Here is a 26160-nt window from a genome sequence, read left to right as displayed (position 1 = left end):
GCGGCGCTACGCTTGCCCTACCTACAACGTCTGTAGGCTGGGGCAGACGTAGCCGCCACCCGACATTATCTCAACTAAACATCGCCGTAATCGACGCGTGCGCGATGCTGTGAAAATGCACGTTAAAGCCCACCATCGCGCCGCTCGCACCTTCATCCACTTCCAGTTTTTCTACATCCAGCGCATGCACGGTAAAAATGTAGCGATGGGATTCGCCCTTCGGTGGCGCTGCGCCGCCGTAGCCCGCTTTGCCAAAATCGGTGCGAGTCTGAATCGCACCTTCCGGCAGATCGGCAATGCCGGAACCTGCGCCTTGCGGTAATACGCGCGTGTCGGCGGGCAGATTCGCTACCACCCAATGCCACCAGCCGGAGCCGGTTGGCGCGTCCGGGTCATAACAGGTGACGACAAAACTTTTGGTGCCAGTTGGCACATCATCCCAGGCCAAATGCGGCGACAGGTTATCACCGTCGTAGCCCATGCCGTTGAATACCTGACGGTGTGGCAGCTTGTCGCCATCCTTAAAATCGTGACTGATCAGTTTCATTTGGGTTGCCTTTCAGGGTGCTGAATAATCACGAAGTTTAGCTCAGGACGTGAAAAGCGTATTGTCGTTGAGAGCGGCTTTTAGCGCATCCGTCAGCTTCGTCAACTGCGCCGGGGTAATGATATAAGGCGGCATCAAATAGATAAGTTTGCCGAACGGACGGATCCACACACCACGCTCCACGAAGAATTTTTGCAGTCGCGCCATATTCACAGGCTCGGTGGTTTCTACCACCCCGATAGCGCCCAAAATACGCACATCAGCGACACGCGGCGAAGTCTGCACATCAGCCAGTTCATGTTTCAACTGTGATTCAATCGCGGCAACCTGCTGCTGCCAGTGACCTTCTTCCAGCAGGGCCATGCTTTCGGTCGCCACCGCGCAGGCCAGCGGATTACCCATAAACGTTGGGCCATGCATGAAACAACCCGCTTCACCGTCGCTGATGGTGTCAGCCACATTGCGCGTGGTAAGTGTTGCCGAGAGTGTCATGGTGCCGCCGGTCAGCGCTTTGCCGAGACACAGAATGTCCGGCGCGATGCCCGCATGCTCACAGGCAAACAGCTTGCCAGTGCGACCAAATCCGGTGGCGATTTCGTCGGCAATCAGCAGAATGCCTTCGCGGTCGCACATCTTGCGCAATCGACGCAGCCATTCCGGGTGATACATCCGCATACCGCCTGCGCCCTGCACAATCGGTTCGACGATAACGGCGGCGATTTCGCTGCGATGGGCCGCCATCAGCCGGGCGAACGGCACCATATCCATTTCATCCCACTCGCCGTCAAATCGGCTTTGAGGGGCCGGAGCGAAAAGGTTGTCCGGCAAATAGCCTTTCCACAGGCTATGCATCGAATTGTCCGGATCGCAAACCGACATCGCGCCAAACGTGTCACCGTGATAACCGTTACGGAAGGTGAGAAAACGCTGGCGCGGCTCGCCTTTGGCCTGCCAGTACTGCAACGCCATTTTCATCGCCACTTCCACTGCCACCGAGCCTGAATCTGCGAGGAACACGCATTCCAACGATTCTGGTGTCATCGCAACCAACTTGCGACACAGTGCCACGGCGGCAGGGTGTGTTATCCCGCCAAACATCACGTGTGACATCTGCGCAATTTGGTCAGTCATCGCCGCGTTCAGACGCGGGTGGTTGTAGCCGTGAATGGCCGCCCACCATGATGACATGCCGTCGACCAACTGCTCGCCGGAAGCCAGTTCCAGTTCACAAGCACGGGCCGCAACCACCGGGTAAACCGGTAGCGGGGTGGTCATCGACGTATAGGGGTGCCAAATGTGGCGCTGATCGAAAGTGATATCGTCCTGGGTCATAATCGACTTGTAAACCATTTTGAAAAGTTTTAGGTTTACGATCCTACACCGAACCGAGAAACAACTGAACCCCTTTTGGAGACGCTAATGGCTCACCACACTCGCTGGACAATGTCGCAGGTCACTGAACTCTTTGATAAACCCTTGCTGGAACTGTTGTTTGAGGCGCAGACGATTCACCGTCAGCACTTCGATCCGCGCCAGGTTCAGGTCAGCACATTGCTGTCGATCAAGACTGGTGCCTGTCCGGAAGATTGCAAATATTGTCCACAAAGTGCGCGCTACAAAACCGGGCTGGAAGCTGAGCGCCTGATGGAAGTGGAGGAGGTGCTGACCTCCGCGCGCAAAGCGAAAAATGCCGGGTCGACCCGTTTTTGCATGGGTGCGGCCTGGAAAAACCCGCACGAGCGCGATATGCCGTACCTCGAACAGATGGTCAAAGGCGTGAAAGAGATGGGGCTGGAAGCCTGTATGACGCTCGGCACGTTGTCCGACACGCAGGCGCAACGCCTGGGTGAAGCGGGGCTCGATTACTACAACCACAACCTCGATACCTCGCCGGAGTTTTACGGCAACATCATCACCACCCGTACTTATCAGGAGCGCCTCGATACGCTCGGTAAAGTGCGCGAAGCAGGGATCAAAGTCTGCTCTGGCGGCATTGTCGGCTTGGGGGAGACGGTCACTGATCGCGCTGGGCTGTTGTTGCAACTGGCGAATCTGCCGACCCCGCCAGAAAGCGTGCCCATCAACATGCTGGTGAAGGTCAAAGGCACGCCGATGGAAAACAACGAAGATGTCGATGCCTTTGATTTTATTCGCACTATTGCTGTAGCGCGGGTCATGATGCCGACCTCGCACGTGCGTCTTTCTGCCGGGCGCGAAAAGATGAACGAACAGACTCAGGCGATGTGCTTTATGGCGGGGGCCAACTCGATTTTCTACGGCTGCAAACTGCTGACCACGCCGAACCCGGAAGAAGACAAAGATGTTTTGTTGTTCCGCAAACTGGGGATCAATCCGCAGCAGACGGCGGTGCTGAGCGGCGATATCGAGCAACAGCAAAAACTGGAGCAGGCGCTGCTCACGCCGGATACCGAAACGTATTACAACGCGGCGACGGTATGAGCTGGCAACAACGAATCGACAATGCGCTGACTGAACGGCGGGCCGCCGACGCTTTTCGCCAGCGGCATCCCGTGACCCACGGCGCAGGGCGCTGGCTGGTTCGCGGCGAACAGCGCTGGTTGAATTTCTCCAGCAACGATTATCTGGGCTTGAGTCAGCATCCGCAGATTGTTAAAGCCTGGCAGCAGGGTGCGGAACGTTACGGCACCGGTAGCGGCGGCTCCGGGCACGTCACCGGCTACAGTGAAGCACATCAGCAGTTTGAACAGGAACTTGCCGAGTGGCTTGGTTTTCCCCGAGCGCTGTTGTTTATTTCGGGCTTTGCCGCCAATCAGGCGGTGATTGCCGCGCTGATGCAGAAAGAAGATCGCATTGTTGCCGATCGTTTAAGCCACGCCTCGTTACTGGAGGCGGCCAGCCATAGTCCGGCGCAGTTGCGGCGTTTTGTTCATAACGACAGTCTGCACCTGGCAAACCTGCTGGCGAAACCGGTCGATGGGCTTCAGTTGACGGTGACGGAAGGTATTTTCAGCATGGATGGCGACAGTGCGCCATTGGCTGAAATCATGACGGTGACTCGCGCCGCCAATGGCTGGCTGCTGGTTGATGACGCCCACGGAATTGGCGTGAACGGCGATGAAGGGCGTGGAAGTTGTGCCGACCAGAACGTAAAACCCGACCTGCTGATAGTGACCTTTGGCAAAGCGTTTGGCCTGAGTGGTGCGGCGGTTTTATGTAGCGAAGAAACGGCGGATTATCTGCTGCAATTCGCTCGCCATCTGATTTACAGCACCAGCATGCCGCCTGCTCAAGCCGTGGCACTGAGCGCGGCGTTGCGGGTGATCCGCAGCGATGAGGGTGAAATTCGCAGGCAAACCTTGCGTCGACATATCGCCCGTTTTCGCGAGGGTGCTGAACAACTTGATATGCAATTAACATCCTCGAACAGCGCGATTGAGCCGCTGATCATCGGCGAAAATAGCCGCGCTTTGCAGTTGGCAGAACTCGCGCGTGAGGCGGGTTGCTGGTTGACCGCGATTCGCCCGCCAACGGTGCCAGCAGGCACGGCCCGGTTACGCGTGACGCTAACCGCCGCACATCAAAATGACGATATCGATAAATTACTGGAGGTGCTGCATGCCGCCCGTGAATAAACCGGCGATTGCGGCGGCCTTTGGTCGTGCAGCCAGCCAGTATCAGCAGCATGATGAACTGCAGCGCCAGAGCGCGGCAGCCTTGTTGGCGATGCTTCCTCATCAGTCGTTTAAACGCGTGTTGGATGCAGGCTGTGGGCCGGGAAGCATGAGTCGCTTCTGGTCCGGAACGGGGAGCAACGTGACGGCGCTGGATCTCTCCTCGCCGATGCTCGAAGAAGCGCAAAGACAGGACTCGGCGCAGCATTATGTGCAGGCCGATATCGAAGCGATGCCGCTCGCAGACGGGCAGTACGAACTGGCATGGAGCAACCTGGCAGTGCAGTGGTGTGAATCGCTGTCTTCCGCGATGGGCGAGCTGATCCGAGTGGTGCGTCCGGGCGGCTATGTGGCGTTCAGCACGCTGGTAGCAGATTCTCTGCCCGAACTAAATCAGGCGTGGCAGGCGATTGACCGACAGCCGCATGCCAACCGATTTTTGACTCAGGAGCAGATTATCGCGGCATTAACGGGCTATCGCTGCCAGCACCATGTCCACACCCTCAGCGTGACCTTTGACGATGCCCTGAGCGCTATGCGTTCGCTGAAAGGTATCGGTGCCACGCACTTGCATGAAGGCAGGGCAGCGCAAACCCTGACTCGCCAGCATTTGCAGCAGCTTCAACTGGCATGGCCAAAACAACAGGGGCGTTGCGCCCTGACGTACCATATATTTACAGGAGTAATTCAACGTGACTGAACGCTTTTTTGTCACCGGCACCGATACCGAAGTTGGTAAAACCGTCGCAAGTTGTGCGCTGTTACAGGCCGCGAATCGCGCGGGATTCCGCACCGCAGGTTATAAACCCGTGGCGTCCGGCAGTGAAATGACCGCCGAGGGTCTGCGCAACAGTGATGCGCTGTCTCTGCAACGCAACAGCGGCGTGGCGTTGAGCTATGCGGAGGTCAATCCGTATACCTTCGCAGAGCCTACGTCGCCGCATATAGTGAGTCAGGACGAAGGCCGCCCCATTGATGCGCATGTGCTGTCTGCCGGGCTACAGGCGCTGTCACACAAAGCCGAATGGATGTTGGTGGAAGGAGCGGGGGGCTGGTTCACGCCGCTGTCCGATGAATACACTTTTGCCGATTGGGTTGAGGCCGAACAGCTACCGGTCATCCTCGTCGTGGGCGTTAAGCTTGGCTGCATCAACCATGCGGTGCTGACGGCGCAGGCCGTCAAACAGGCCGGGCTGCGGCTGGTCGGCTGGATTGCCAATGACGTTATCCCGCCGGGTAAACGCCACAGCGAATATCTTGAAACATTAACGCGCATGCTGCCCGCGCCGATGCTTGGCGAAATTCCTTATTTCGAACAAGGGCCAGAAGCCGCCGAACCGGGCCAGTATCTTGATCTTACGGCGCTTCATCCGGCGTCATAAACTGTTCCAGTAGCCGGGTGTCGAGTTGATTGACGGCCCCTTGCGCCACGTTGCGGCCACGGTGCAGCAGGCAGAATTTGTCCGCCACCCGGCGAATAAACGGCAGGTGCTGTTCAGCGAGCAGCACCGTCAACCCGACCTCTCGGTTCAGGCGCAACAAGCATTCTCCCAACTTGTGCATAATTCCCTGGCCCATTCCGCGCGTCGGTTCGTCGAGGATCAGCAGTTTCGGTTTGGTCACCAGTGCGCTGGCAAGCGCCAACTGATATTGCTCATCGTCAGAGATAGCCGCCCCTTTCACCTGGCGCAGCGGGTATAGCTCAGGCATCAGGTCGAAAATATCACTGCTGAACGCACCAGTGCCTTCGTTTCCCGCCCTCATTGCGATCTGCAAATTCTCTTCCACTGTCATTTGCGAAAAAATGCGCTTGTCCTGTGGCACGTAGCTGATGCCCATCGCTGCCCGCAGAGGAGGCGCGAGTGTCAGCAAATCGCAGGGCGGCCCGTTGGCCTCCTGCCAAAAGATACTGCCGCTTTCGACGGTCTGAAAGCCCGCAATGCAATTCACCAGCGTCGTCTTGCCCATCCCTGGCAATCCTAACAGGCACGTGCACTCGCCTGGCGCAAGGTCGAGATCGACATTCCACAGAATATGCTGATTGCCGTAAAAATGATTCACTGCGCGTAGACTCAACATCGCCTCTTCCTTACGTTTTTGCCGTTAGCGGCGAAAAGGTTCTGCAAATCCCTTGCCAGAAGAAACAACGTTGATTGAAGTGACCATAATTTCGGATTTAACCCTAAAGAAAGCCTTTAATGACGGGGAGTTTGCCCAGCCGTTGCACGTTGTCAGTGCGGCAAAAAGGGTCAATGTGTTGGCTTGTGGTGCAGAGAATTCGCGGGTTTTGTGAGCGATCTCTCATTGCGCCATAAGGGGCTTTTTTGATGATTAAAGATAAAAAATAGCGATAAATAATTTTTATTAAGCGCACCGATCGCCGCGGTCTGATTTGTGCGAGTAGCAGGGGCATTGGGCTGAGGATAGTTATCCACTATTTCTGTGGATAACTATGTGCATTAGAGTTAGAGAACTTGCGATAGGCGAGAGGATACGCGGCCTGCACGCAAATTGATGCGAAACACGGCTTTTCGATATTTTCTTTTTATATCAATGGGTTCAATAAAATCAATGGCTGTAAGAAAAGTGTCACCGGCTGCCACAAAAGATTCATTACGCATCTTGACAAATGTTAAATACGGTAATGTTCTGGGGATAACCCCTTTAGCCTGGTGTTTTATGTTGTCGCAGGCTAAATTTTCACCGCAGTTGCTTGCTTGTGGAACCGCTAACACAGATACGATAATGCGTTACTGTTTTTTTATCCAGTATTTCTTATTGGCAAATTTTGGTGCGAAGAGTAGAATTAATCGTCTGCCCGTTTACCCTTCACCAGGTTGTCGTTCATGAGTAAACCGTTAAAACTGAATTCTGAATTTCGTCCTTCTGGCGATCAGCCCGAGGCCATCCGTCGTCTGGAAGAGGGGCTTGAAGATGGCCTTGCTCATCAAACGCTGCTTGGCGTAACCGGTTCAGGGAAAACGTTTACCATTGCCAACGTGATTGCCGATCTCCAGCGCCCAACCATGGTGCTGGCCCCGAACAAAACTCTAGCGGCACAGCTTTATGGCGAGATGAAAGAGTTCTTCCCCGACAACGCGGTCGAATTTTTCGTCTCCTACTACGATTACTATCAGCCGGAAGCGTACGTTCCAAGCTCGGATACCTTTATCGAAAAAGATGCCTCGGTAAACGAGCATATCGAGCAAATGCGTCTTTCGGCGACGAAAGCTCTGCTCGAGCGGCGTGACGTGATTGTGGTGGCATCGGTTTCCGCTATCTACGGTCTGGGTGACCCGGACTTGTACCTCAAGATGATGCTGCATCTCACTGTCGGCATGATAATCGACCAGCGCTCAATTCTGCGCCGTCTGGCGGAACTGCAATACACCCGTAACGATCAAGCATTCCAGCGTGGCACTTTCCGCGTTCGCGGTGAAGTTATCGATATTTTCCCTGCGGAATCGGACGACATTGCGCTGCGCGTTGAACTGTTTGATGAAGAAGTGGAGCGACTGTCGCTGTTCGACCCGCTGACGGGCCATCTTGAATCCACTATCCAGCGCTTTACCGTCTACCCGAAAACACACTACGTCACACCTCGCGAGCGTATTGTGCAGGCGATGGAAGAGATCAAAGTCGAGCTGGCCGACCGTCGCAAAGTACTGCTGGAAAATAATAAACTGCTGGAAGAGCAGCGGCTCTCGCAACGTACTCAGTTTGATCTGGAGATGATGAACGAGTTGGGGTACTGCTCGGGTATCGAAAACTATTCCCGTTATCTCTCCGGGCGTGGGCCGGGCCAGCCGCCACCGACGCTGTTTGACTACCTGCCTGCGGATGGCCTGCTGGTTATCGATGAATCCCACGTTACCGTGCCACAAATAGGCGGGATGTACCGTGGCGACCGCGCACGAAAAGAGACGCTGGTAGAATACGGCTTCCGTTTGCCCTCGGCGCTCGATAACCGTCCGCTGAAGTTTGAAGAATTTGAAGCGCTGGTGCCGCAAACCATTTATGTTTCAGCGACACCGGGGAATTACGAACTGGAGAAATCCGGTGATGAGATTGTTGATCAGGTGGTGCGTCCAACGGGTCTGCTGGATCCGGTTATCGAAGTGCGCCCGGTCGGCACGCAGGTGGACGATCTGTTGTCAGAGATTCGCCTGCGCGTAGCGATTAACGAGCGCGTGCTGGTGACGACGTTAACCAAACGCATGGCAGAAGACTTAACCGAGTACCTCGAAGAGCATGGCGAACGCGTACGTTACTTGCATTCGGACATCGATACTGTCGAGCGAATGGAGATCATCCGCGATTTACGTCTTGGCAAGTTCGACGTGCTAGTGGGGATCAACCTGTTGAGGGAAGGCCTCGATATGCCGGAAGTGTCGCTGGTGGCGATTCTGGACGCCGACAAAGAAGGTTTCCTCCGTTCAGAGCGTTCACTGATTCAGACCATCGGACGCGCGGCACGTAACATCAACGGCAAAGCGATTCTGTACGCCGACAGAATCACCGCCTCGATGGCGAAAGCGATGGGTGAAACCGAGCGCCGTCGCGAAAAGCAGCAGCAATACAATGAAGAAAATGGCATTGTGCCGCAGGGCCTGAACAAGAAAGTGGTCGATATTCTGTCATTGGGTGAAAGCCTGGCGAAAACACGTGGCAAAGGTCGCGGTAAATCGAAGGTAGTTGAAGAGAGTCAGGCTGCCGCGCTGTCGCCGAAGGCGTTGCAGCAGAAAATTAATGAGCTTGAAGCACAGATGATGAAGCATGCGCAGAACCTGGAGTTTGAAGAGGCCGCAGAAGTACGTGACCGCTTACATCAACTGCGAGATCTGTTTATCGCCGCGTCGTAAATTCCTTCGTTAAAAATAAGACCCCGGTCGCACATTATTTCCGGGGTCTTAATATTCAGTTAAGCTTCTTCGGCGACACTGTCCCCATACTTATGAGGATAGCGCCATGCAAAAAGATAATGTTTTAACCCTTTTGACCGTAGTTGTTTCCTTTGCGATCGTGATTGGTTTTTTCCATCAGTGGATCCTGACTTACTGATTAACGCGCGCGTCGCGGAAATTTCACCCACGCTTTGACGCCTGGCCCTGGCTGACGGTTGTGCAGGAAGAATTGCGCATCGTGCAGTTGTGCGATACGGGTGACGATACTTAATCCCAGGCCAATTCCGCCGTAACGACTGTCCATGCGCACAAAGGCTTTGCTGAGTTCGCCACTTTTGGCCTCATCAATACCTGGACCTTGGTCCTCGACCGCCAACATACCTGCTTCAGCGATAACCGTAATGGTTGAATTTTCAGGGCTATAGCGGTGGGCGTTTTCCACCAGATTTCGCAGCAGTACCCGCATCAGCGTGGCATCGCCTGAAACCGTCTCGTCATGCGCTTCAGTAGGCAATATTAAGGTTTGTCCTCGCTGTGCCAGCATCGTTTCCAGTTCATCCTGCATCGGCAAAATCACTTCTTTAATCAGCGGAACTTGCTGATAACTACCCGCAGAAAACGACTGACCCACGCGTGCCAGTTGTAACAGCTGCGAAATGCTTTCTGTCATCTGATCCAGGCGCTGCAACAACGGCTCAACCATCACCGTGTGGGATTTCGCCATCAGTTCAAGATGTAAGCGCAGCCCGGCGAGCGGGGTACGCAGTTCGTGTGCGACATCGGCAGTAAATAAGCGCTCACGTTCCAGTGTCTGGTTCAGGCGTTCAACCAGTTGGTTAATCGCGGACGTCACGGCGTCGACTTCGCTGACCGATTTGGGTAATTCGATGGGCTGGAGATTATCTGGCGTGCGGCTGTTCAGTTCTTGCTGTAAATCCCATAGCGGGCGGGTGATGCGTTTCACTGCGTGCAGGCAGATCCACAGCGCCAGGCCGATGATCAGTATGCTCGGGATAAGCAGGCTGGCGACGGCCTCACGCACTTCATGTTCGATATGCTTGTGGTTGTTGTGCCCATTGATAGCACTTTGCACCAGCAACTGAATTTGCTCCTGGCTTTCATGCCACAGCCAGAACACGCTTATCACCTGACACACCAGCAAAATAGAGGCGATGGTCAGTAATAGCTGGTGGCGCATGGTCCATTGCACGTCGCGAATGAAGGGCAAATTCATTTAGGCGTCCTCGTTGGTTTTCACCAGCATATAACCGAAGCCGCGTACGGTGCGGATGCGGGATTTACCAATTTTGTCACGCAGGTTGTGAATATGGACTTCCAGGGTGTTGGTCGACGGCTCGTTGTCCCAACTGTAAATATCGTTATAAAGAATTTCGCGGTGAACCGGGCTGCCAGCTTTGGTCATCAGACGCGAGAGCAGGGCATATTCTTTTGGCGTCAGCTCAAGCTGAGTTTCACCGAGTGACACCAGGCGACGAGTGACGTTAAGTTTCAGCTCACCGACGCTGATTTCATTATCGCCGTGGTTGGTATGGCGGCGTAACAACGCGCGAACACGGGCGTTCAGTTCTTCAAGCGCAAAAGGTTTCACCAGATAATCATCGGCACCGGTATCCAGCCCGGTGATGCGATCGATAACGGTATCGCGAGCGGTCAGGATAAGCACTGGCAGGCTGATTTTTTCCCGACGTATACGGGCCAAAAATTGCAGACCGTCTTCATCGGGTAAACCGAGATCGAGCACAATCAGGCTGTAGTGTCCGTTTGCGAGGCACAACGCAGCTTCGTGCGCCGTCGTCACGCCATCGCAAACATAGCCTTCGCTTTGCATCGCCAGAATCAGCCCTTGCAGCAATAATGAATCGTCTTCAACCACCAGCACTTTCATTTAGTTCGCTCCTCTGCACGGTGATAAAATATCGTCACTCGTCTGATATTCCTTAGTATTCACGCCCGCCAAGCCTAGCATGGTTGAGAACAGATTATCCTGCGAATAGTGGTTCGCCGTGGCGTGGTTTTTCAGGCATGCATAGTTCACGTTATAGCGCTGCTGATAATCATCGGACAGCCAGATAAGCATCGGCACGTGTTTTTGCGTATCCGGGGCAATCGACCAAGGCAGACCGTGCAGATACACACCGTTTTCGCCTAAGGATTCACCGTGATCGGACAGATAGACCAGGCTTGTGGTGAAGGTATTCTGCTTTGACTGCAATAACTTGATGGCTTTATCGACAATATAATCGACGTTCACGATGGTGTTGTCGTAAGTATTCACCAGTTGTTCTTTCGAACAGTTCTGAATTTCATTGCTGTCGCAGGTCGGAGAGAAAGTCCGTAATGCTTTCGGGTAACGATTGTAATAAGTCGGGCCGTGGCTGCCGATAGTGTGTAATACAATGACACCATCACCTTTCAGGTTGTCGATATAGTTTTCCAGCCCATGGAACAGCACGTCGTCATAGCATTCGCCGTCGATACATTGACCCGGTAAATTCAGATGCGTCATGTCCTGATGTGGAACACGGTCGCACGCGCCTTTACAGCCCCCGTCGTTTTCATTCCACAGCACGTTCACACCGGCTCGCTGGATCACATCCAGCAAACCTTCCTGATGCTGCGCCAACTGCTCGTCATAATGCTCACGCGGCATATTGGAGAACATGCATGGCACGGAAATCGCCGTTGCGGTGCCGCAGGAGGTGGTGTTCGGGAAATAAACCACATTGTCTTGTTCCAGACGTGGGTTGGTTTCACGGGCGTAGCCGCCAAGCGAGAAGTTATCTGCACGGGAGGTTTCGCCCAGCACCAGAATAGTCAGATTATGACGTGGGCCATTTTTCATGATTGGCTTTTGCGTCGCATCTTCACCAATACGCACCAGCGGCAAATGCGCCAGACGGTTATGGGAATACCAGGAGTTCACCGCCACAATGCTGTTTGATGGGTTCAGGGATTTCACCAGCTCTTTGTTATTACGGAACAGCGAGGCGTAATCTTTGTAAAAGAGCAGGGCGACCAACACGATAAGCAGGGCGGAAATCACAATACTGGCGACGCGCAATGCGATGCTCTTCCAGGCACCCAGCGGTTTTTTCACGCGGATCCACCAGGCAATTAGCACCGCTAACAAACCGGACAGCAGCAGCGTCAGCACCATTTTCGTCGACATCAACGCAAAACTTTCTGCCGGCGTGGTGTCGATAATGTTCGCGATCATCGAACGGTCAATCACCACGCCGAAGGTCATGATGAAATACTGCGCCGCCGCGCTCACCAGAATAAACAGACTGATTAAAACGCGGTCGAGCCACAGGAAGGAGGCTAAGGTGACCAGAATATTGATCACGCAAAAAGCCACAATCGGCATGGTGGCATACACCAGGCCGTTATGCAGCGAATCCACGGGCAGCAGGGCAAAAGCCTGTTTATAGAAGCTGATATTCAGGAACAGCGAGATATACAGGGCAAACAGCACTAAGTAGACAATGTGCCCCATCGCAGGGCGACGAAGTGAAAATCGTGACATCACGGGTATCCGGCAGAATAAGATGACACAATGATGACGACGGAGTTTTAAGACAACCTTAAGAAATTAAGGAATGGTCTAAAACTGTACGAATAGCATATTAGTTATGTGGGGATCGGAGGGTAAGAAACCCAATGGCATGCCTGCAATTGGGTATGAATACTTAGCCTAAAGCCTGAATGGCCTTCTCCAGGGCTTCGCGCAACAGGTGTCTGTCGTGGCGATAACGAATATCGCTGGCTTCAAGCGGCGACTGGATCACGACCCGGCCCGTCATCTCAGAAACGTCTACCGTTGGCCCGACGACGACCGCGTCAATGACGGGTTTACCGACATAATGTTCCATGATTTCCAGTTTGTCTTTCAGCGACAGGCTGGCGGCGGCTGGACTCAGTTCACGCCCTAAATTACCGATATACACCATCGGGGCGGGCGTTCTTCTTAAGGCTTGAGCCATCTCTTTTAGCAACAAAATCGGCATCAGGCTGGTGTAAAAGCTGCCTGGGCCAATCAGAATCAAATCTGCTTCTGCGATAGCCTGCACCGCTTCGCGAGTCGCCGGGACCGACGGTGATAACAACAGTTCTTTCGGCGGCAATGTTAACTGGTCGATATTGACTTCACCGTAGATTTCGTGACCTTCGTCATCAATCGCCATCAGATCAACCGGCACTTCCGACATCGGAATCAGCCCTGCGTCAACTTTCAGCAGGTTTCTGATCAGATTGATTGCTTCAAGGGGCCGCACACTCAGGTGATCCAGCGCCTTTAACATCAGGTTTCCGAGGTTATGCCCGGAAAGTTCGCCATTGCCGCCAAAACGGTACTCAAACATTGCCGAAGCGACACTCGGTTCAGTGATGAGTTGGTTGAGGCAATTGCGCATATCGCCCCAGGCAATCCCGCCTTCGGCGCGGCGAATTCGGCCCGTGGAGCCGCCATTATCGGTGGTGGTGACAATACCTGTCAGGCGCGAACCCAGTGAGGAGAGAGAAGACATCACTCGCCCCAAACCATGCCCACCGCCGAGTGCGACGACACGATCGAGATCCGCAAAAGTACGATTGCGCATAAAATTCCTTATTAAAAACCAACGTCATCACCTTAGCGTAACTCCCTCTAAAAGACGATGCTCAGATCCCACCAGAATGACGCATATCAATGCAAAAGCAGGATTTTTGCGTATTCTGTAGTGAAAGTGCACGATCAGGTCGCTATGTATAAGATTATATAGCGAATGTGCGAAATGGCGAAACCGTCATTTACACGCTACTATCGGCATAACCCGCTTCTGAAAAAACAGAAGCTACACTCTAGCCCTGGCGCCTAAGTTTACGGATATGGCGCCCTGGCCGTGACGATGTCACCAGGGTACAGGAAGAAATGACTGTGCCTCCCTTATTTGGAAAGGTGTATGGCCCCACAACTTACCGATGCTTTCGCGCGCAAGTTTTACTATTTGCGTTTGTCGATTACCGATGTGTGCAACTTTCGCTGCACATATTGCCTGCCCGAGGGTTACAAACCGGGTGGGGTCAGCAATAACGGCTTTCTTTCCGTCGAAGAAGTGCGTCGCGTGACCCGTGCGTTTTCCGCCATGGGCACTGAAAAAGTGCGTCTGACCGGGGGCGAACCTTCTTTACGTCGCGATTTTACCGACATCATTGCCACCGTGCGTGAAAATGAAGCAATCCGCCAAATCGCGGTCACCACCAACGGCTATCGTCTGGCGCGTGATGCGCAAAGCTGGCGTGATGCCGGACTGACCCACGTGAATGTCAGTGTGGATAGCCTTGACGCCCGCCAGTTTCAGGCCATTACCGGGCAGGATAAATTTCAGCAGGTGATGGACGGTATCGACGCGGCTTTTGACGCCGGTTTTGCCAAAGTGAAGGTCAACACCGTATTAATGCGTGATGTGAATCATCACCAGCTCGACACCTTTCTTGCCTGGATCAAACCTCGCCCGATTCAACTGCGCTTCATCGAGTTAATGGAAACCGGAGAGGGCAGTGACCTGTTCCGTAAACACCATATTTCCGGCATGGTCCTGCGTGATGAACTGCTGAAACGCGGTTGGATCCACCAGATTCGTCAACGTAGCGACGGCCCGGCACAGGTCTTCTGTCACCCCGATTACGCCGGGGAAATCGGGCTCATCATGCCGTATGAAAAAGACTTCTGTGCCAGCTGCAACCGCCTGCGTGTCTCCTCGACAGGAAAACTGCATCTGTGTCTGTTCGGTGACGGCGGTGTCGATCTTCGCGATTTGCTCGCGGAAGACGCCCAGCAACCTGAGCTTGAAGCGCGAATTTCCGAAGCATTGGCGCAGAAAAAACAGACCCATTTCCTGCATCAGGGCCAGACCGGCATTACGCAGAATCTTTCGTATATCGGCGGCTGAGCCGTTAGAAGAATAAGGAGATTTTTTTATGAGCCAGGTCAGTGCTGAATTTATCCCGACCCGCATCGCTATTCTTACCGTCTCCAGCCGTCGCGGCGAAGAGGACGACACGTCCGGTCATTATCTGCGCGACAGTGCACATGACGCGGGCCACTCCGTTGTTGATAAAGCCATCGTGAAAGAGAACCGCTACGCCATTCGCGCGCAGGTATCTGTATGGATTGCCCGCGACGATGTGCAGGTGGTGTTGATCAACGGCGGCACCGGTTTTACCGAAGGCGATCAGGCCCCGGAAGCGCTGCGACCGCTGTTTGACCGTGAGGTTGAAGGCTTTGGTGAAGTGTTCCGCATGCTGTCATTTGAAGAGATCGGTACGTCTACGCTGCAATCCCGCGCGATTGCAGGCGTCGCCAACAACACGTTGATTTTCGCGATGCCAGGGTCGACCAAAGCATGCCGCACCGCATGGGAAAATATTATTGCGCCGCAGCTGGATGCGCGTACCCGCCCGTGTAATTTCCACCCACATTTGAAGAAATAAATCATGTCGCAATTGACGCACATTAACGCCGCCGGTGAAGCCCATATGGTGGATGTTTCCGCCAAAGCCGAGACGGTGCGCGAAGCCCGCGCCGAAGCCTTTGTCACCATGCTGCCAGGCACGCTGGCGATGATTATCGACGGCAGTCATCACAAAGGTGACGTGTTTGCCACTGCCCGCATCGCAGGGATCCAGGCCGCCAAAAGAACCTGGGATCTTATCCCGCTGTGCCACCCGCTGATGCTTAGCAAAGTGGAAGTGAATTTGCAGGCGCAGCCCGAACATAACCGCGTCCGCATCGAATCGCTCTGCCGCCTGACCGGCAAAACCGGCGTCGAAATGGAAGCGCTGACTGCGGCGTCGGTCGCCGCGTTGACCATCTACGACATGTGTAAAGCGGTGCAAAAGGACATGGTGATTGGCCCGGTTCGTCTGTTGACGAAAAGCGGCGGCAAATCCGGCGATTTCAGGGCGCAGACAGATGATTAAAATTCTATTTTTCGCCCAGGTGCGCGAGTTAGTGGGCACCGACAGTTTAACGCTGGACACCGACGCGACGACCGTTGAACAACTGCGCCAGCAGCTGGCGGCGCAAGGCTCTCGCTGGGAACTGGCGCTGGAAGAGGGCAAATTGCTGACGGCGGTCAATCAGACGCTGGTGAGTGCTGACCATCCGCTCGCACAGGGCGACGAGGTCGCCTTCTTTCCACCAGTTACAGGGGGTTAATCATGAGCGAAACCCTGATCCGCGTCGATCCAGCGCGTTTTAATGTGGGTACGGAATACGCCTGGTTAGCTGAACGCGACGAAGACGGCGCGGTGGTCACCTTTACCGGTAAAGTCCGTAATCACAATCTCGGCGACAGCGTGAAAGCACTGACCCTGGAACACTACCCGGGCATGACCGAAAAGGCGCTGGCGGAAATCGTTGAAGAAGCCCGTGGTCGCTGGCGCTTAGGGCGCATCTCGGTCATTCACCGCATCGGTGAAATGTGGCCCGGTGAAGAAATTGTGTTTGTCGGCGTTACCAGCGTGCATCGCGGTAGCGCGTTTGCCGCCGGGGAATTCATCATGGATTACCTGAAAACCCGCGCCCCGTTCTGGAAACGCGAAGCTACGCCAGAAGGCGAGCGTTGGGTAGAATCCCGCGAAAGCGACCAGGAAGCGGCAAAGCGCTGGTAAAACACCTTTTTCAGCTATGCGCCCATTGTGCTTGTGATACGCTTACAGAACACACACCTTTTATCTGAGGTATTCATCATGGACCGATACTCGCGTCCCGATTCAATAGTGCAGGCGCGCTCTGGTCTGCAAACCTATATGGCACAGGTTTACGGCTGGATGACCTGTGGGCTGCTGCTGACGGCGTTTGTTGCGTGGTTTGCAGCAAGCACCCCGGCAGTGATGATGTTCGTTTTCTCCAGCAAAATCACTTTCTTTGGCCTGATCATCGCCCAACTGGCGCTGGTGTTCGTGCTGTCTGGCATGGTTCAGCGTCTGAGCGCGGGCATGGCGACGACGCTATTTATGCTCTATTCGGCGCTAACAGGGCTAACGCTTTCCAGTATTTTCATTGCCTATACCTACAGTTCCATTGCCAGCACCTTTATCGTGACGGCGGGGATGTTCGGTGCAATGAGCCTGTATGGCTACACCACCAAACGTGACCTGACCGGCATGGGTAAAATGCTGTTTATGGCGCTGATTGGTATCGTTCTGGCGTCACTGGTCAATATCTGGCTGAAAAGCACGCCGCTGATGTGGGCCGTCACCTATATTGGCGTGGTGGTGTTTGTGGGCCTGACGGCGTATGACACCCAAAAGCTGAAAATGATTGGCGAGCAGATCGACACACGCGACAGCAGCAACCTGCGTAAATACGCGATTCTCGGTGCGCTGACGCTGTACCTTGATTTCATTAACCTGTTCCTGATGCTGCTGCGCATCATGGGCAACCGCCGCTGATATGTGCTGCCGGGCGGCGCTAGCCGCCACCCGGCAATCAGTTCACCCGTCTCACTCCGCCATCGCCTTCTGATTTTTCGCTTTCAGTTTCTTCGCTCGACTTTCCAACAGCAGATAGGCCACCGTCGCCAGCGCTAACGGAATAAAGTAATACAGCATCCGATACGCCAGCAGCGCCGCGATGATCTTCCCTTGCGAGGTATGCTCCCCCGCGAGCAGCGCAATAAATACCGCTTCCAGCACGCCGATCCCCGCCGGAATATGCACGATAACGCCCGCGATACTGCTCACTAATAACACGCCGAGCACGAAGAAATAGTTCACCTCCTGAGCGAGCAGCAGCCAGATAATCGCCCCCATCGCCATCCAGTTGGCGCTGGAAATTAGCATTTGCAGCAGCGCAAATCGCCACGATGGCAGGACTAATTTCTGCCCCTTGATCGTCAAATGGCGACGCTTTGCAAATGCGCAAGCCCACAGATAAACCGCTATCGACAGCAGCAGGCAGCCGCCTATTATTCGCAGTGTGGTATCGCTGATATACCAGTGAGCCGGTAGATCAACGACGCCAATGCTGAAAATCACGCCGCCGAGCAGGATGTAGCCGAGCCAGTTGGTGGTGATGCTGAGTGAAAAAATGCGGGTGATGGTGCCGCTGGGCAAGCCGAGGCGTGAATAGAGTCGGTAACGCATGCCAATACCGCCGACCCAGGTGCTGAGCGTCAGATTAAAGGCATAGCAGATAAACGACACCAGCATCACCTGGCGCTTTCCCAGTTTATGCCCACAGTACGCCCGGCCCAGCAAATCGTAGCAGCCGTACAGCAAATAACTGACGATAACCAGCGCCACGGCACTGAGCAGGGCGGTGCGGTTATAATCGCGGATGACGCTCCACACTTCCTTCCAGTCTACTTTCTGGGCATAAACGACAAGCAGCACAGCGACGGCGATAAAGAACAGCCACGTAAGGATTTTTTTCGCCAACCGCCAGCGCGGGTGAGAGTGATTCATCAGGGTTTTACCCCCGTATTTTCAGGCTCGATACGGTCTTGTGTTTCAAGCGAGTTTTGCACGGGCGGGCTGACCTGCGCAAGCTTTGGTGTATGGGCGGGCAGCCAGCCGACCATCGCCGGGAAATGGCGCAGGAAGTGGAATGCGACCACACTTTTACCCAGATTCCACCAACTGCGTTTTGGCACCATAGTGTCGTCAACCTGCTGGCAATCCTGCGCGATAATGGCGTCGAGATTGTCGCGCAGCGTCTGGTTAAACTCACGGTCGTGAATAATGAGATTGGCTTCAAGGTTCAGCGACAGGCTCAGCGGATCGAGATTACTGGAGCCGACGGTCGCCCAGTGATCGTCCATCAGCGCGACTTTGCCGTGCAGCGGGCGACGTTTGTATTCGTAAATATGCACGCCGCCTTTAAGTAAATAGCGGTACAACAATCGCGCGCCGACTTTTACGATAGGCATATCCGGTTCGCCTTGTACCACCAGTTTGACTCGCACACCACGACGCGCCGTTTTGCGCATCGCGTGCAGTAGACGGTAGCCAGGGAAAAAATAGGCATTGGCGATGATCACTTCCCGTCGGGCATTCGCCAGCATTTTCAGGTAGTGACGCTCGATGTCATCGCGATGTTCGTTGTTGTCGCGCCAGACAAACAGCGTTTGCGCCTCGCCGGGTTGGCGGTTCTCTTCCGGGCGATGGCGACGCCGCCAGAAACGCCGGACTTCGGCATTGCTGGGCAAGTTTTCCAGCTCGAATTGCACAATGTCCTGCACCACCGGGCCTTCCACGCGCACGGCGTAATCCTGTTTTGCCTCGGGGCCATAATTTGACATGTGTTCAGCGGAGTAATTAATGCCGCCAACAAATGCCACGATGCCATCGACGACGACAATTTTACGGTGCATCCGGCGGAACAAATTGGTGCGCATGCCGAACAGGCGAGGGCGCGGATCGTAATAGCGAAAAATGACACCTGCCGACGTTAATACGCCGACAAATCGATCGCTAAGATCCGGCGAACCATAGCCGTCGAGCAACAATTCAATATGCACGCCGCGCCGTGCTGCTTTCAGCAGAACGTCATGCAACTGCCAGCCGACGCTATCTTCAAACCAGATAAAGGTTTCGAGGATGATTTTACTTTCTGCTTTCTCAATCGCGCTGAAAACCGCCGGATAATACTGGTCGCCGTTTTCCAGCAGCTGAATTTGATTGCCTTCACGCCAGCCACATTTCATAAGTGGATCTCCGCGCTGAGTGGCGCATGATCGGAAAGATGCCGCCACTCGCGTAACGGCAGCGCTGTCGGGTTGCTGGCTTGGGCATTTTTGACGTAGATCCGATCGAGGCGCAGTAAAGGAAAACGAACGGGGAAGGTTCGCACGGGGCGACCTATTGCTGTCGTGAATATTTCCTCCAGGCCGGCCTGCGTTTTTAACGGCAGAGTGGCTTTCTGTCGCCAGTCGTTAAAATCACCCGCGACGACGACAGGTTCATTTTCCGGCAGGCCGTTCACCCAATCACTGAGCATAGTTAATTGCGCCTGGCGATGGGCTTCACGCAGGCCGAGATGCACGCACATCACGTGAACCGGCGTTGCCAGTTCCGGGGGCATTATGCGGCAGTAAAGCAGCCCACGTTTTTCACTTTCACCCACTGAAATATCCAGATTCTCAAAGTGCTGGATTGGAAAACGTGACAGCACGGCATTGCCGTGATGGCCTTCCGGGTAGACTGCATTGCGGCCGTAGGCGTAATCACTCCACAGGGTATCGGCGAGAAATTCATAGTGGCTGGTATTCGGCCAGTTCTCGACCTGAAGCGACCAGGCATCATGCGCGCCCAGCACTTCCTGCAGGCAGACAATGTCTGCGCCCACAGCTCGCACCGCGTCACGAAGCTCGGGCAAAATGAAGCGGCGATTGAACGCGGTAAAGCCTTTGTGTGTGTTGATCGTCAAAATTTTTAATGAAAAATGTCGCGACGGCTGAGTCATATTTCTCCTGTCCGTATCACTGTCCTGAATGAAATAGTGTAGTAGTCGTCACAAAAAGGTGCGGTGTTACGGAATTTTCCGTAAAGTTCGGTACTCTAAATAACAGTTGAAAATGCTTCGGGAGAGAAGACATGAAGTGGCAACAACGAATTCGTGTCACCACTGGCCTGAGCTGCTGGCAGATTATTTTGCATATGCTGGTTGTCGCAGCGCTGGTCATGGGATGGATGCACGGCGCGCTGGTGCGCGTGGGGTTAGGGCTGTGCGTCCTGTATGCGGTGACGGTGATATTGATGCTGGCATTGCAGCGCCACCACGAAGCGCGCTGGCGCGACATCGGTGATTTTCTGGAAGAACTCACCACCACCTGGTATTTTGGCGCGGCGGTGATTGTCCTTTGGTTACTGTCTCGCGTGCTGCAAAACAACGTCCTGCTGGCCCTGGCGGGTGTGGTTATCCTTGCAGGTCCGGCGCTGCTGTCACTGCTGACCAAAGATAAAAAGCTACGCCACGTTACGCCGAAACATCGCGTACGCCACTGATCCCGCCGTGGTCGCTATTCCCAGTAGCGGCCACAAGTTCCCTCCTTCAGGTCAATCTGCTTAGCCCTCATCATGTCTCTACTCATTAAACCGTCGATCACTTCATGTGATGGCTGATTTTTTGCCTTGACCAAACTCACTGGCAAAATGTTTCGCAGATAAAGAGTTGAGGGATATTTTATGCGGTGCGTCACAAAAACTGCTACACTGCGCATCTTGCGACATTATCGTTTTTGTTTTTTCGAATTATCACTATCACCCTGAAAACGATACCTGTCATGGTCGGGGCGGTTCGGAGTTGTTATGTCTTTTGAAACCCTTGGCCTGAATCCTGAGATCCTGCGTGCTATCGCAGAACAGGGTTATACTCAGCCAACCCCCATCCAGCAACAAGCTATTCCTTGCGTACTGCAGGGCCGCGACCTGATGGCCAGCGCCCAGACCGGTACAGGCAAAACAGCGGGCTTTACCCTGCCGCTGCTGCAACTGCTGTCTCAGGAAGAACCGCATGCCAAAGGCCGTCGCCCGGTGCGTGCGCTGATCCTCACCCCAACCCGCGAACTGGCGGCTCAGGTGGGCGAAAACGTTCGTGAGTACAGCCAATATCTCAACATCCGTTCAATGGTTGTTTTCGGCGGCGTGAGCATCAATCCGCAAATGCTGAAACTGCGTGGCGGTGTTGACGTGCTGGTGGCAACCCCAGGCCGTCTGCTTGACCTGGAACACCAGAACGCGGTGAGCCTCGATAAAGTCGAAATTCTGGTGCTGGACGAAGCCGACCGCATGCTGGACATGGGCTTTATCCACGATATCCGTCGCGTATTGGCAAAACTGCCTGCGAAACGCCAGAATCTGCTGTTCTCCGCAACCTTCTCTGATGAAATCAAATCGCTGGCGTCTAAGCTGCTGCACAACCCACTTGAAGTGGAAGTGGCACGTCGTAACACTGCCTCCGAGCAAGTTAGCCAGCTCGTGCATTTCGTGGATAAGAAACGCAAGCGGGAACTGCTGTCACAGATGATCGGCGAAGGCGACTGGAAACAGGTGCTGGTGTTTACCCGTACCAAACACGGTGCTAACCATTTGGCTGAACAGCTGAATAAAGACGGCATTCGCAGTGCCGCGATCCACGGTAACAAGAGCCAGGGCGCACGTACTCGTGCATTGGCTGACTTTAAATCTGGCGATCTGCGTGTGCTGGTGGCAACTGATATCGCGGCCCGTGGCCTGGATATCGAAGAACTGCCGCACGTTGTGAACTACGAACTGCCGAACGTACCGGAAGATTACGTGCACCGTATCGGTCGTACCGGTCGTGCTGCGGCAACGGGCGAAGCGCTGTCGCTGGTGTGTGTCGATGAGCACAGACTGCTGCGTGACATCGAACGTCTGCTGAAAAAAGAGATCCCACGTATTGCGCTGGAAGGTTACGAAGTCGATCCAAGCATCCAGGCGGAGCCGATTCAGAACGGTCGTCAGGGTGGTCGTGGTGGCCGTGGTGGTCAGAGTCAGGGCCAGCCGCGTCGTAACGACGGTGGTCAGGCGCGCCGCAGTGACAAACCGGCCGGTAACGGTCAGGGCCGTCGCAGCGATAAACCTGCATCAGGCAATGGTCAGGCTCGTCGTAGCGAAGGTGATCAACCGCGCAAAGCCGCTGATGGCGCAGCGCGTCGTCGTCGCCCGCCGCGTAAACCTGCCGCCGCGCAGTAATCGCAGCAAAACGATAATGGTCGCCTCGGCGGCCATTTTTTTTGCCCTTATTGCCGGAAAGTGCCAGAATAGTGGCTGTTTATACAGTATTCGGACGTTCAGATGGCACTCACCGCCGCGCTCAAGGCGCAAATTGCGTCATGGTATAAGGCGCTCCAGGAACAGATCCCTGATTTTATCCCCCGGGCACCGCAACGGCAGATGATTGCCGATGTGGCGAAAACCCTTACCGGTGAAGAGGGCAGGCACCTGGCTATCGAAGCGCCAACCGGCGTTGGTAAAACCCTTTCTTATCTGATCCCCGGCATTGCCATCGCCCGCGAGGAGCAGAAGACGCTGGTGGTCAGCACCGCTAACGTCGCCTTGCAGGATCAGATCTACAGCAAAGACCTGCCACTGCTGAAAAAAATCATCCCTGATTTGCGCTTCACCGCTGCGTTTGGTCGTGGGCGTTATGTCTGTCCGCGCAATCTCACTGCGCTGTCCAGCAGCGAAACCACGCAGCAGGATTTGTTGGCGTTCCTCGAAGATGAACTCACGCCCAACAGTAAAGAAGAGCAGAAGCGCTGTGCGAAGCTGAAAGCCGATCTGGACAGCTACAAATGGGATGGACTGCGCGATCATACCGATCAGAATATTGAAGACGATCTCTGGCGTCGCCTGAGCACCGATAAAGCGAGTTGCCTCAACCGCAACTGTCACTATTACCGTGAATGTCCATTTTTCGTGGCGCGCCGTGAAATTCAGGAAGCGGAAGTAGTGGTCGCCAACCACGCGCTGGTGATGGCGGCAATGGAAAGTGAAGCGGTGCTCCCAGAAGCAAAAAATTTACTGCTTGTGCTGGATGAAGGCCATCATCTGCCGGATGTTGCGCGTGATGCGCTGGAGATGAGCGCGGAAATCACCGCGCCCTGGTATCGGCTACAGCTCGATTTATTCAGCAAACTGGTGGCGACCTGCATGGAGCAGTTCCGCCCGAAAACTTTCCCGCCGCTGGCGGCCCCGGAACGCCTGAAAGAACATTGCGACGAGTTGTACGAACATATCGTTTCGCTGAATAACATTCTTAATCTTTATATGCCCGCAGCACCCGAAGCAGAGCACCGTTTTGCGATGGGTGAGTTGCCGGAAGAAGTGATGGTTATCTGCCAGCGGCTGGCTAAACTGACCGAAATGCTGCGCGGACTGTCGGAGTTGTTCCTCAACGATCTCAGTGAAAAAACAGGCACACACGACATTGTGCGACTGCATCGGGCACTTTTGCAGATGAACCGCGCATTGGGGATGTTCGAGGCGCAGAGCAAACTGTGGCGGCTGTCAGCGATGGTTCAGGCCTCCGGCGCGCCGGTCACCAAATGGGCGACCCGCGATCAGCGCGACGGTCAGCCGCACGTCTGGTTCCATTGCGTCGGGATCCGCGTCAGCGATCAGCTGGAAAAACTGCTGTGGCGACGCGTGCCACACATCGTGGTGACGTCCGCGACGCTGCGCTCGTTAAACAGCTTTTCCCGTTTGCAGGAGATGAGCGGCCTGAAGGAAAAAGCGGGGGACCGTTTTGTCTCCCTCGATTCGCCGTTCAATCACGTCGAGCAGGGCAAAATTATCATTCCCAAGATGAGCGTTGAGCCATCGATGGACAATGAAGAGCAGCATCTTTCTGAAATGGCTGCGTATTTTCGTGAACAAGTGGAAGCCAAAAAGCATCTCGGCATGCTGGTATTGTTCGCCAGCGGCCGCGCGATGCAGCGTTTTCTGGAATACGTGCCGGATTTACGCCTGATGCTGTTAGTGCAGGGCGATCAGCCACGTTATCGGTTGGTGGAACTGCACCGCAAAAAAGTGGAAAGCGGCGAGCGTAGCGTGCTGGTTGGGCTACAGTCGTTTGCAGAAGGGTTAGATTTGAAAGGCGAACTGCTAAGCCAGGTGCATATCCACAAAATTGCGTTTCCGCCGATTGATAGCCCGGTAGTGATCACCGAAGGCGAATGGCTGAAAAGTCTCAATCGTTATCCGTTCGAAGTGCAGAGCCTGCCAAGTGCCTCGTTTAACCTGATTCAGCAGGTCGGGCGTTTGATTCGTAGCCACAGTTGCTGGGGCGAAGTGGTGATATACGACAAGCGTTTGCTGACCAAAAATTATGGTGCACGCTTACTGAATGCATTACCGGTGTTTCCCATTGAGCAACCCGACGCGCCAGAAGGTATAGTAAAAAGTAAAAGTAAACCGGCTCGGCGTAAGCGACGCTGAGATTGTCGGCCTGCCGTCAGGAGTTATGCATGGATTATCGTAAAATCATTAAAGAAGTCGGGCGTGGAAAAAATCATGCCCGGGACCTGGATACCGATACTGCGCGCGGGCTGTACGCGCAGATGCTGAAAGGCGAAGTGCCGGAGCTGGAGCTGGGCGGCATTCTTATCGCCCTGCGTATTAAGGGCGAGGGTGAAGCTGAGATGCGGGGCTTTTATGAAGCGATGCAACAGCACACCGTCCGTCTGACACCGCCTGTGGCAAAGCCGATGCCGATTGTTATCCCGAGCTATAACGGCGCACGTAAGCAGGCGAATCTCACGCCGCTGTTGGCGATGTTGCTGCATAAACTGGGCTTTCCGGTGCTGGTTCACGGTGTCAGCCACGATCCGACGCGCGTGTTGACCGAAACCATCTTTACGCTGCTGGGCATTGAGCCGACACTGCACGCCGGGCAGGCACAGGCGAAACTGGATGGTCATCAACCGGTATACATGCCGATTGGTGCTTTTTGTGCGCCGCTGGAAAATCAGCTGGGCATGCGCTGGCGCATGGGGGTGCGTAACAGCGCGCATACGCTGGCGAAGCTCGCCACGCCGTTCGGTGAAAGCGAAGCGTTGCGCCTGTCGAGCGTTTCGCATCCGGAATATGTGCCGCGCGTCGGTCAGTTCTTTGAAAGCATCGGCGGGCGGGCGCTGTTAATGCACGGCACCGAAGGGGAAGTGTATGCCAACCCGCAACGCTGCCCGCAAATCAGCCTGATTGATAGCCATGGGACGCGCATGCTTGTTGAGCGTGAAGATGAATTGCGTGACGTGATATTGCCTGAATCGAAAGATCCCGAAGTGACGGCACGGTGGATTGAGCGCTGCGTGGCGGGTGTGGAGCCGCTGCCGGAGTCGCTGAAAATTCAACTGGCTTGCTGCCTGGTGGCAACGGGGGAAGTCACGGATATTGACGCTGGCCTGCAACGGGTCAACGGTTGCTGGTAAACAGCAAGCAAAAAAAGCCCGTCCAGTGGCCGGACGGGCTGTACAAAGGGTTAAACAGGTACAATAGGGCAATGGTCAATGAGGGGTAAATCTCT

General features: G+C 54.6%; 25 protein-coding genes and 1 riboswitch. Of the genes, 15 read left to right on the top strand and 10 right to left on the bottom strand.

The window, feature by feature from the left end:
* Positions 1 to 70: 70 nt before the first annotated feature.
* Together VH187_RS09200 and bioA are read right to left on the bottom strand one after the other, a co-directional pair.
* Entirely contained in the window at positions 71 to 547 is a 477-nt protein-coding gene (locus VH187_RS09200) for a kinase inhibitor (RefSeq protein ID WP_329701159.1), read from the bottom strand.
* A 42-nt stretch (positions 548 to 589) separates the two neighbouring features.
* Complete coding sequence (gene bioA / locus VH187_RS09195; protein WP_329701158.1) at positions 590 to 1879, bottom strand: adenosylmethionine--8-amino-7-oxononanoate transaminase; 1290 nt, start codon at positions 1877 to 1879, stop codon at positions 590 to 592.
* Between the two features lie 87 nt (positions 1880 to 1966).
* On the opposite strand from bioA, the gene bioB reads away from it, so the two are divergent.
* From bioB to bioD, 4 genes are read left to right on the top strand one after another with little or no spacing between them, the layout of a single operon-like run.
* Positions 1967 to 3007, top strand: a complete 1041-nt coding sequence (gene bioB / locus VH187_RS09190; protein ID WP_329701157.1) for a biotin synthase BioB — start codon at positions 1967 to 1969, stop codon at positions 3005 to 3007.
* Entirely contained in the window at positions 3004 to 4161 is a 1158-nt protein-coding gene (bioF, locus tag VH187_RS09185; RefSeq protein ID WP_329701156.1) for an 8-amino-7-oxononanoate synthase, read from the top strand. Before bioB ends, bioF begins: the two co-directional genes overlap by 4 nt.
* Positions 4145 to 4900, top strand: a complete 756-nt coding sequence (gene bioC / locus VH187_RS09180) for a malonyl-ACP O-methyltransferase BioC (protein WP_329701155.1) — start codon at positions 4145 to 4147, stop codon at positions 4898 to 4900. The genes bioF and bioC overlap by 17 nt, the downstream gene beginning before the upstream one ends.
* Positions 4893 to 5582 carry a dethiobiotin synthase gene (bioD, locus tag VH187_RS09175; protein ID WP_329701154.1) on the top strand — a complete coding sequence of 230 codons (690 nt, stop codon included), beginning with the start codon at positions 4893 to 4895 and terminating at the stop codon, positions 5580 to 5582. The genes bioC and bioD overlap by 8 nt, the downstream gene beginning before the upstream one ends.
* Here the strand turns inward: bioD and VH187_RS09170 are convergent.
* Entirely contained in the window at positions 5557 to 6279 is a 723-nt protein-coding gene (locus VH187_RS09170; protein ID WP_329701153.1) for an ABC transporter ATP-binding protein, read from the bottom strand. The two genes, bioD and VH187_RS09170, sit on opposite strands and share 26 nt — an antisense overlap.
* A gap of 767 nt (positions 6280 to 7046) precedes the next feature.
* On the opposite strand from VH187_RS09170, the gene uvrB reads away from it, so the two are divergent.
* Positions 7047 to 9062, top strand: coding sequence for an excinuclease ABC subunit UvrB (gene uvrB / locus VH187_RS09165; RefSeq protein WP_329701152.1), 2016 nt, complete (start codon positions 7047 to 7049; stop codon positions 9060 to 9062).
* Positions 9063 to 9261: 199 nt separating this feature from the next.
* Here the strand turns inward: uvrB and pmrB are convergent, their stop codons facing one another.
* The 4 genes from pmrB to yvcK all read right to left on the bottom strand — a co-directional run bounded on the left by pmrB (position 9262) and on the right by yvcK (position 13723).
* Positions 9262 to 10338: a two-component system sensor histidine kinase PmrB gene (gene pmrB, locus VH187_RS09160; protein WP_329701151.1), complete on the bottom strand. Its 1077-nt coding sequence runs from the start codon at positions 10336 to 10338 to the stop codon at positions 9262 to 9264.
* Positions 10339 to 11010, bottom strand: a complete 672-nt coding sequence (gene pmrA, locus VH187_RS09155; RefSeq protein WP_329701150.1) for a two-component system response regulator PmrA — start codon at positions 11008 to 11010, stop codon at positions 10339 to 10341. It lies immediately after the preceding gene.
* A complete protein-coding gene (gene eptA / locus VH187_RS09150) occupies positions 11011 to 12651 on the bottom strand; it encodes a phosphoethanolamine transferase EptA (protein WP_329701149.1) in 1641 nt (546 codons plus the stop codon). It lies immediately after the preceding gene.
* Between the two features lie 163 nt (positions 12652 to 12814).
* Positions 12815 to 13723, bottom strand: a complete 909-nt coding sequence (gene yvcK, locus VH187_RS09145) for a uridine diphosphate-N-acetylglucosamine-binding protein YvcK (RefSeq protein WP_329701148.1) — start codon at positions 13721 to 13723, stop codon at positions 12815 to 12817.
* Between the two features lie 225 nt (positions 13724 to 13948).
* Positions 13949 to 14080: riboswitch (molybdenum cofactor riboswitch) on the top strand.
* On the opposite strand from yvcK, the gene moaA reads away from it, so the two are divergent.
* From moaA to VH187_RS09115, 6 genes are all read left to right on the top strand, one after another.
* Positions 14066 to 15055 (top strand): GTP 3',8-cyclase MoaA, encoded by a 990-nt coding sequence (gene moaA, locus VH187_RS09140; protein ID WP_329701147.1) that lies wholly within the window; start codon positions 14066 to 14068, stop codon positions 15053 to 15055. (Overlaps the previous riboswitch by 15 nt.)
* 28 nt (positions 15056 to 15083) lie before the next feature.
* The gene (gene moaB / locus VH187_RS09135) at positions 15084 to 15596 is read left to right on the top strand and encodes a molybdenum cofactor biosynthesis protein B (RefSeq protein ID WP_329701146.1); all 513 of its coding nucleotides are present in this window, start codon (positions 15084 to 15086) and stop codon (positions 15594 to 15596) included.
* Between the two features lie 3 nt (positions 15597 to 15599).
* Complete coding sequence (gene moaC, locus VH187_RS09130) at positions 15600 to 16085, top strand: cyclic pyranopterin monophosphate synthase MoaC (RefSeq protein WP_329701145.1); 486 nt, start codon at positions 15600 to 15602, stop codon at positions 16083 to 16085.
* Positions 16078 to 16323 carry a molybdopterin synthase sulfur carrier subunit gene (gene moaD / locus VH187_RS09125; protein ID WP_329701144.1) on the top strand — a complete coding sequence of 82 codons (246 nt, stop codon included), beginning with the start codon at positions 16078 to 16080 and terminating at the stop codon, positions 16321 to 16323. Before moaC ends, moaD begins: the two co-directional genes overlap by 8 nt.
* A gap of 2 nt (positions 16324 to 16325) precedes the next feature.
* On the top strand, positions 16326 to 16778 hold the full coding sequence (gene moaE, locus VH187_RS09120; RefSeq protein WP_329701143.1) for a molybdopterin synthase catalytic subunit MoaE: 453 nt from the start codon (positions 16326 to 16328) through the stop codon (positions 16776 to 16778).
* A gap of 78 nt (positions 16779 to 16856) precedes the next feature.
* On the top strand, positions 16857 to 17561 hold the full coding sequence (locus VH187_RS09115; RefSeq protein WP_329701142.1) for a Bax inhibitor-1/YccA family protein: 705 nt from the start codon (positions 16857 to 16859) through the stop codon (positions 17559 to 17561).
* A 51-nt stretch (positions 17562 to 17612) separates the two neighbouring features.
* Here the strand turns inward: VH187_RS09115 and VH187_RS09110 are convergent, their stop codons facing one another.
* The 3 genes from VH187_RS09110 to VH187_RS09100 are packed head-to-tail and all read right to left on the bottom strand — an operon-like array spanning position 17613 to position 20574.
* A complete protein-coding gene (locus VH187_RS09110; protein WP_329701141.1) occupies positions 17613 to 18575 on the bottom strand; it encodes a YbhN family protein in 963 nt (320 codons plus the stop codon).
* The gene (gene clsB / locus VH187_RS09105; RefSeq protein ID WP_329701140.1) at positions 18575 to 19816 is read right to left on the bottom strand and encodes a cardiolipin synthase ClsB; all 1242 of its coding nucleotides are present in this window, start codon (positions 19814 to 19816) and stop codon (positions 18575 to 18577) included. The genes VH187_RS09110 and clsB overlap by 1 nt, the downstream gene beginning before the upstream one ends.
* Positions 19813 to 20574 carry an endonuclease/exonuclease/phosphatase family protein gene (locus VH187_RS09100; RefSeq protein WP_329701139.1) on the bottom strand — a complete coding sequence of 254 codons (762 nt, stop codon included), beginning with the start codon at positions 20572 to 20574 and terminating at the stop codon, positions 19813 to 19815. Before VH187_RS09100 ends, clsB begins: the two co-directional genes overlap by 4 nt.
* A 131-nt stretch (positions 20575 to 20705) precedes the next feature.
* On the opposite strand from VH187_RS09100, the gene VH187_RS09095 reads away from it, so the two are divergent.
* From VH187_RS09095 to ybiB, 4 genes are all read left to right on the top strand, one after another.
* On the top strand, positions 20706 to 21116 hold the full coding sequence (locus tag VH187_RS09095) for a YbhQ family protein (RefSeq protein ID WP_329701138.1): 411 nt from the start codon (positions 20706 to 20708) through the stop codon (positions 21114 to 21116).
* Positions 21117 to 21419: 303 nt separating this feature from the next.
* A complete protein-coding gene (gene rhlE / locus VH187_RS09090; RefSeq protein ID WP_329701137.1) occupies positions 21420 to 22826 on the top strand; it encodes an ATP-dependent RNA helicase RhlE in 1407 nt (468 codons plus the stop codon).
* Between the two features lie 102 nt (positions 22827 to 22928).
* A complete protein-coding gene (gene dinG, locus VH187_RS09085; protein WP_329701136.1) occupies positions 22929 to 25073 on the top strand; it encodes an ATP-dependent DNA helicase DinG in 2145 nt (714 codons plus the stop codon).
* Positions 25074 to 25102: 29 nt separating this feature from the next.
* Complete coding sequence (gene ybiB, locus VH187_RS09080) at positions 25103 to 26065, top strand: DNA-binding protein YbiB (RefSeq protein ID WP_329701135.1); 963 nt, start codon at positions 25103 to 25105, stop codon at positions 26063 to 26065.
* Positions 26066 to 26160 lie beyond the last annotated feature (95 nt).

The organism is Scandinavium sp., assembly GCF_036271055.1.
GTDB lineage: Bacteria > Pseudomonadota > Gammaproteobacteria > Enterobacterales > Enterobacteriaceae > Scandinavium.
The sequence above is the reverse complement of the archived record's forward strand: the minus strand, read 5'-3'. Positions and strand labels throughout refer to the sequence as shown.

Bases quoted from the DNA above. Each gene is read 5' to 3' on its own strand.
- VH187_RS09200 (WP_329701159.1), bottom strand. From the start codon at position 547: ATGAAACTGATCAGTCACGATTTTAAGGATGGCGACAAGCTGCCACAC.
- bioA (WP_329701158.1), bottom strand. From the start codon at position 1,879: ATGACCCAGGACGATATCACTTTCGATCAGCGCCACATTTGGCACCCC.
- bioB (WP_329701157.1), top strand. From the start codon at position 1,967: ATGGCTCACCACACTCGCTGGACAATGTCGCAGGTCACTGAACTCTTT.
- bioF (WP_329701156.1), top strand. From the start codon at position 3,004: ATGAGCTGGCAACAACGAATCGACAATGCGCTGACTGAACGGCGGGCC.
- bioC (WP_329701155.1), top strand. From the start codon at position 4,145: ATGCCGCCCGTGAATAAACCGGCGATTGCGGCGGCCTTTGGTCGTGCA.
- VH187_RS09170 (WP_329701153.1), bottom strand. From the start codon at position 6,279: ATGTTGAGTCTACGCGCAGTGAATCATTTTTACGGCAATCAGCATATT.
- uvrB (WP_329701152.1), top strand. From the start codon at position 7,047: ATGAGTAAACCGTTAAAACTGAATTCTGAATTTCGTCCTTCTGGCGAT.
- pmrB (WP_329701151.1), bottom strand. From the start codon at position 10,338: ATGAATTTGCCCTTCATTCGCGACGTGCAATGGACCATGCGCCACCAG.
- pmrA (WP_329701150.1), bottom strand. From the start codon at position 11,010: ATGAAAGTGCTGGTGGTTGAAGACGATTCATTATTGCTGCAAGGGCTG.
- eptA (WP_329701149.1), bottom strand. From the start codon at position 12,651: ATGTCACGATTTTCACTTCGTCGCCCTGCGATGGGGCACATTGTCTAC.
- yvcK (WP_329701148.1), bottom strand. From the start codon at position 13,723: ATGCGCAATCGTACTTTTGCGGATCTCGATCGTGTCGTCGCACTCGGC.
- moaA (WP_329701147.1), top strand. From the start codon at position 14,066: ATGGCCCCACAACTTACCGATGCTTTCGCGCGCAAGTTTTACTATTTG.
- moaB (WP_329701146.1), top strand. From the start codon at position 15,084: ATGAGCCAGGTCAGTGCTGAATTTATCCCGACCCGCATCGCTATTCTT.
- moaC (WP_329701145.1), top strand. From the start codon at position 15,600: ATGTCGCAATTGACGCACATTAACGCCGCCGGTGAAGCCCATATGGTG.
- moaD (WP_329701144.1), top strand. From the start codon at position 16,078: ATGATTAAAATTCTATTTTTCGCCCAGGTGCGCGAGTTAGTGGGCACC.
- moaE (WP_329701143.1), top strand. From the start codon at position 16,326: ATGAGCGAAACCCTGATCCGCGTCGATCCAGCGCGTTTTAATGTGGGT.
- VH187_RS09115 (WP_329701142.1), top strand. From the start codon at position 16,857: ATGGACCGATACTCGCGTCCCGATTCAATAGTGCAGGCGCGCTCTGGT.
- VH187_RS09110 (WP_329701141.1), bottom strand. From the start codon at position 18,575: ATGAATCACTCTCACCCGCGCTGGCGGTTGGCGAAAAAAATCCTTACG.
- clsB (WP_329701140.1), bottom strand. From the start codon at position 19,816: ATGAAATGTGGCTGGCGTGAAGGCAATCAAATTCAGCTGCTGGAAAAC.
- VH187_RS09100 (WP_329701139.1), bottom strand. From the start codon at position 20,574: ATGACTCAGCCGTCGCGACATTTTTCATTAAAAATTTTGACGATCAAC.
- VH187_RS09095 (WP_329701138.1), top strand. From the start codon at position 20,706: ATGAAGTGGCAACAACGAATTCGTGTCACCACTGGCCTGAGCTGCTGG.
- rhlE (WP_329701137.1), top strand. From the start codon at position 21,420: ATGTCTTTTGAAACCCTTGGCCTGAATCCTGAGATCCTGCGTGCTATC.
- dinG (WP_329701136.1), top strand. From the start codon at position 22,929: ATGGCACTCACCGCCGCGCTCAAGGCGCAAATTGCGTCATGGTATAAG.
- ybiB (WP_329701135.1), top strand. From the start codon at position 25,103: ATGGATTATCGTAAAATCATTAAAGAAGTCGGGCGTGGAAAAAATCAT.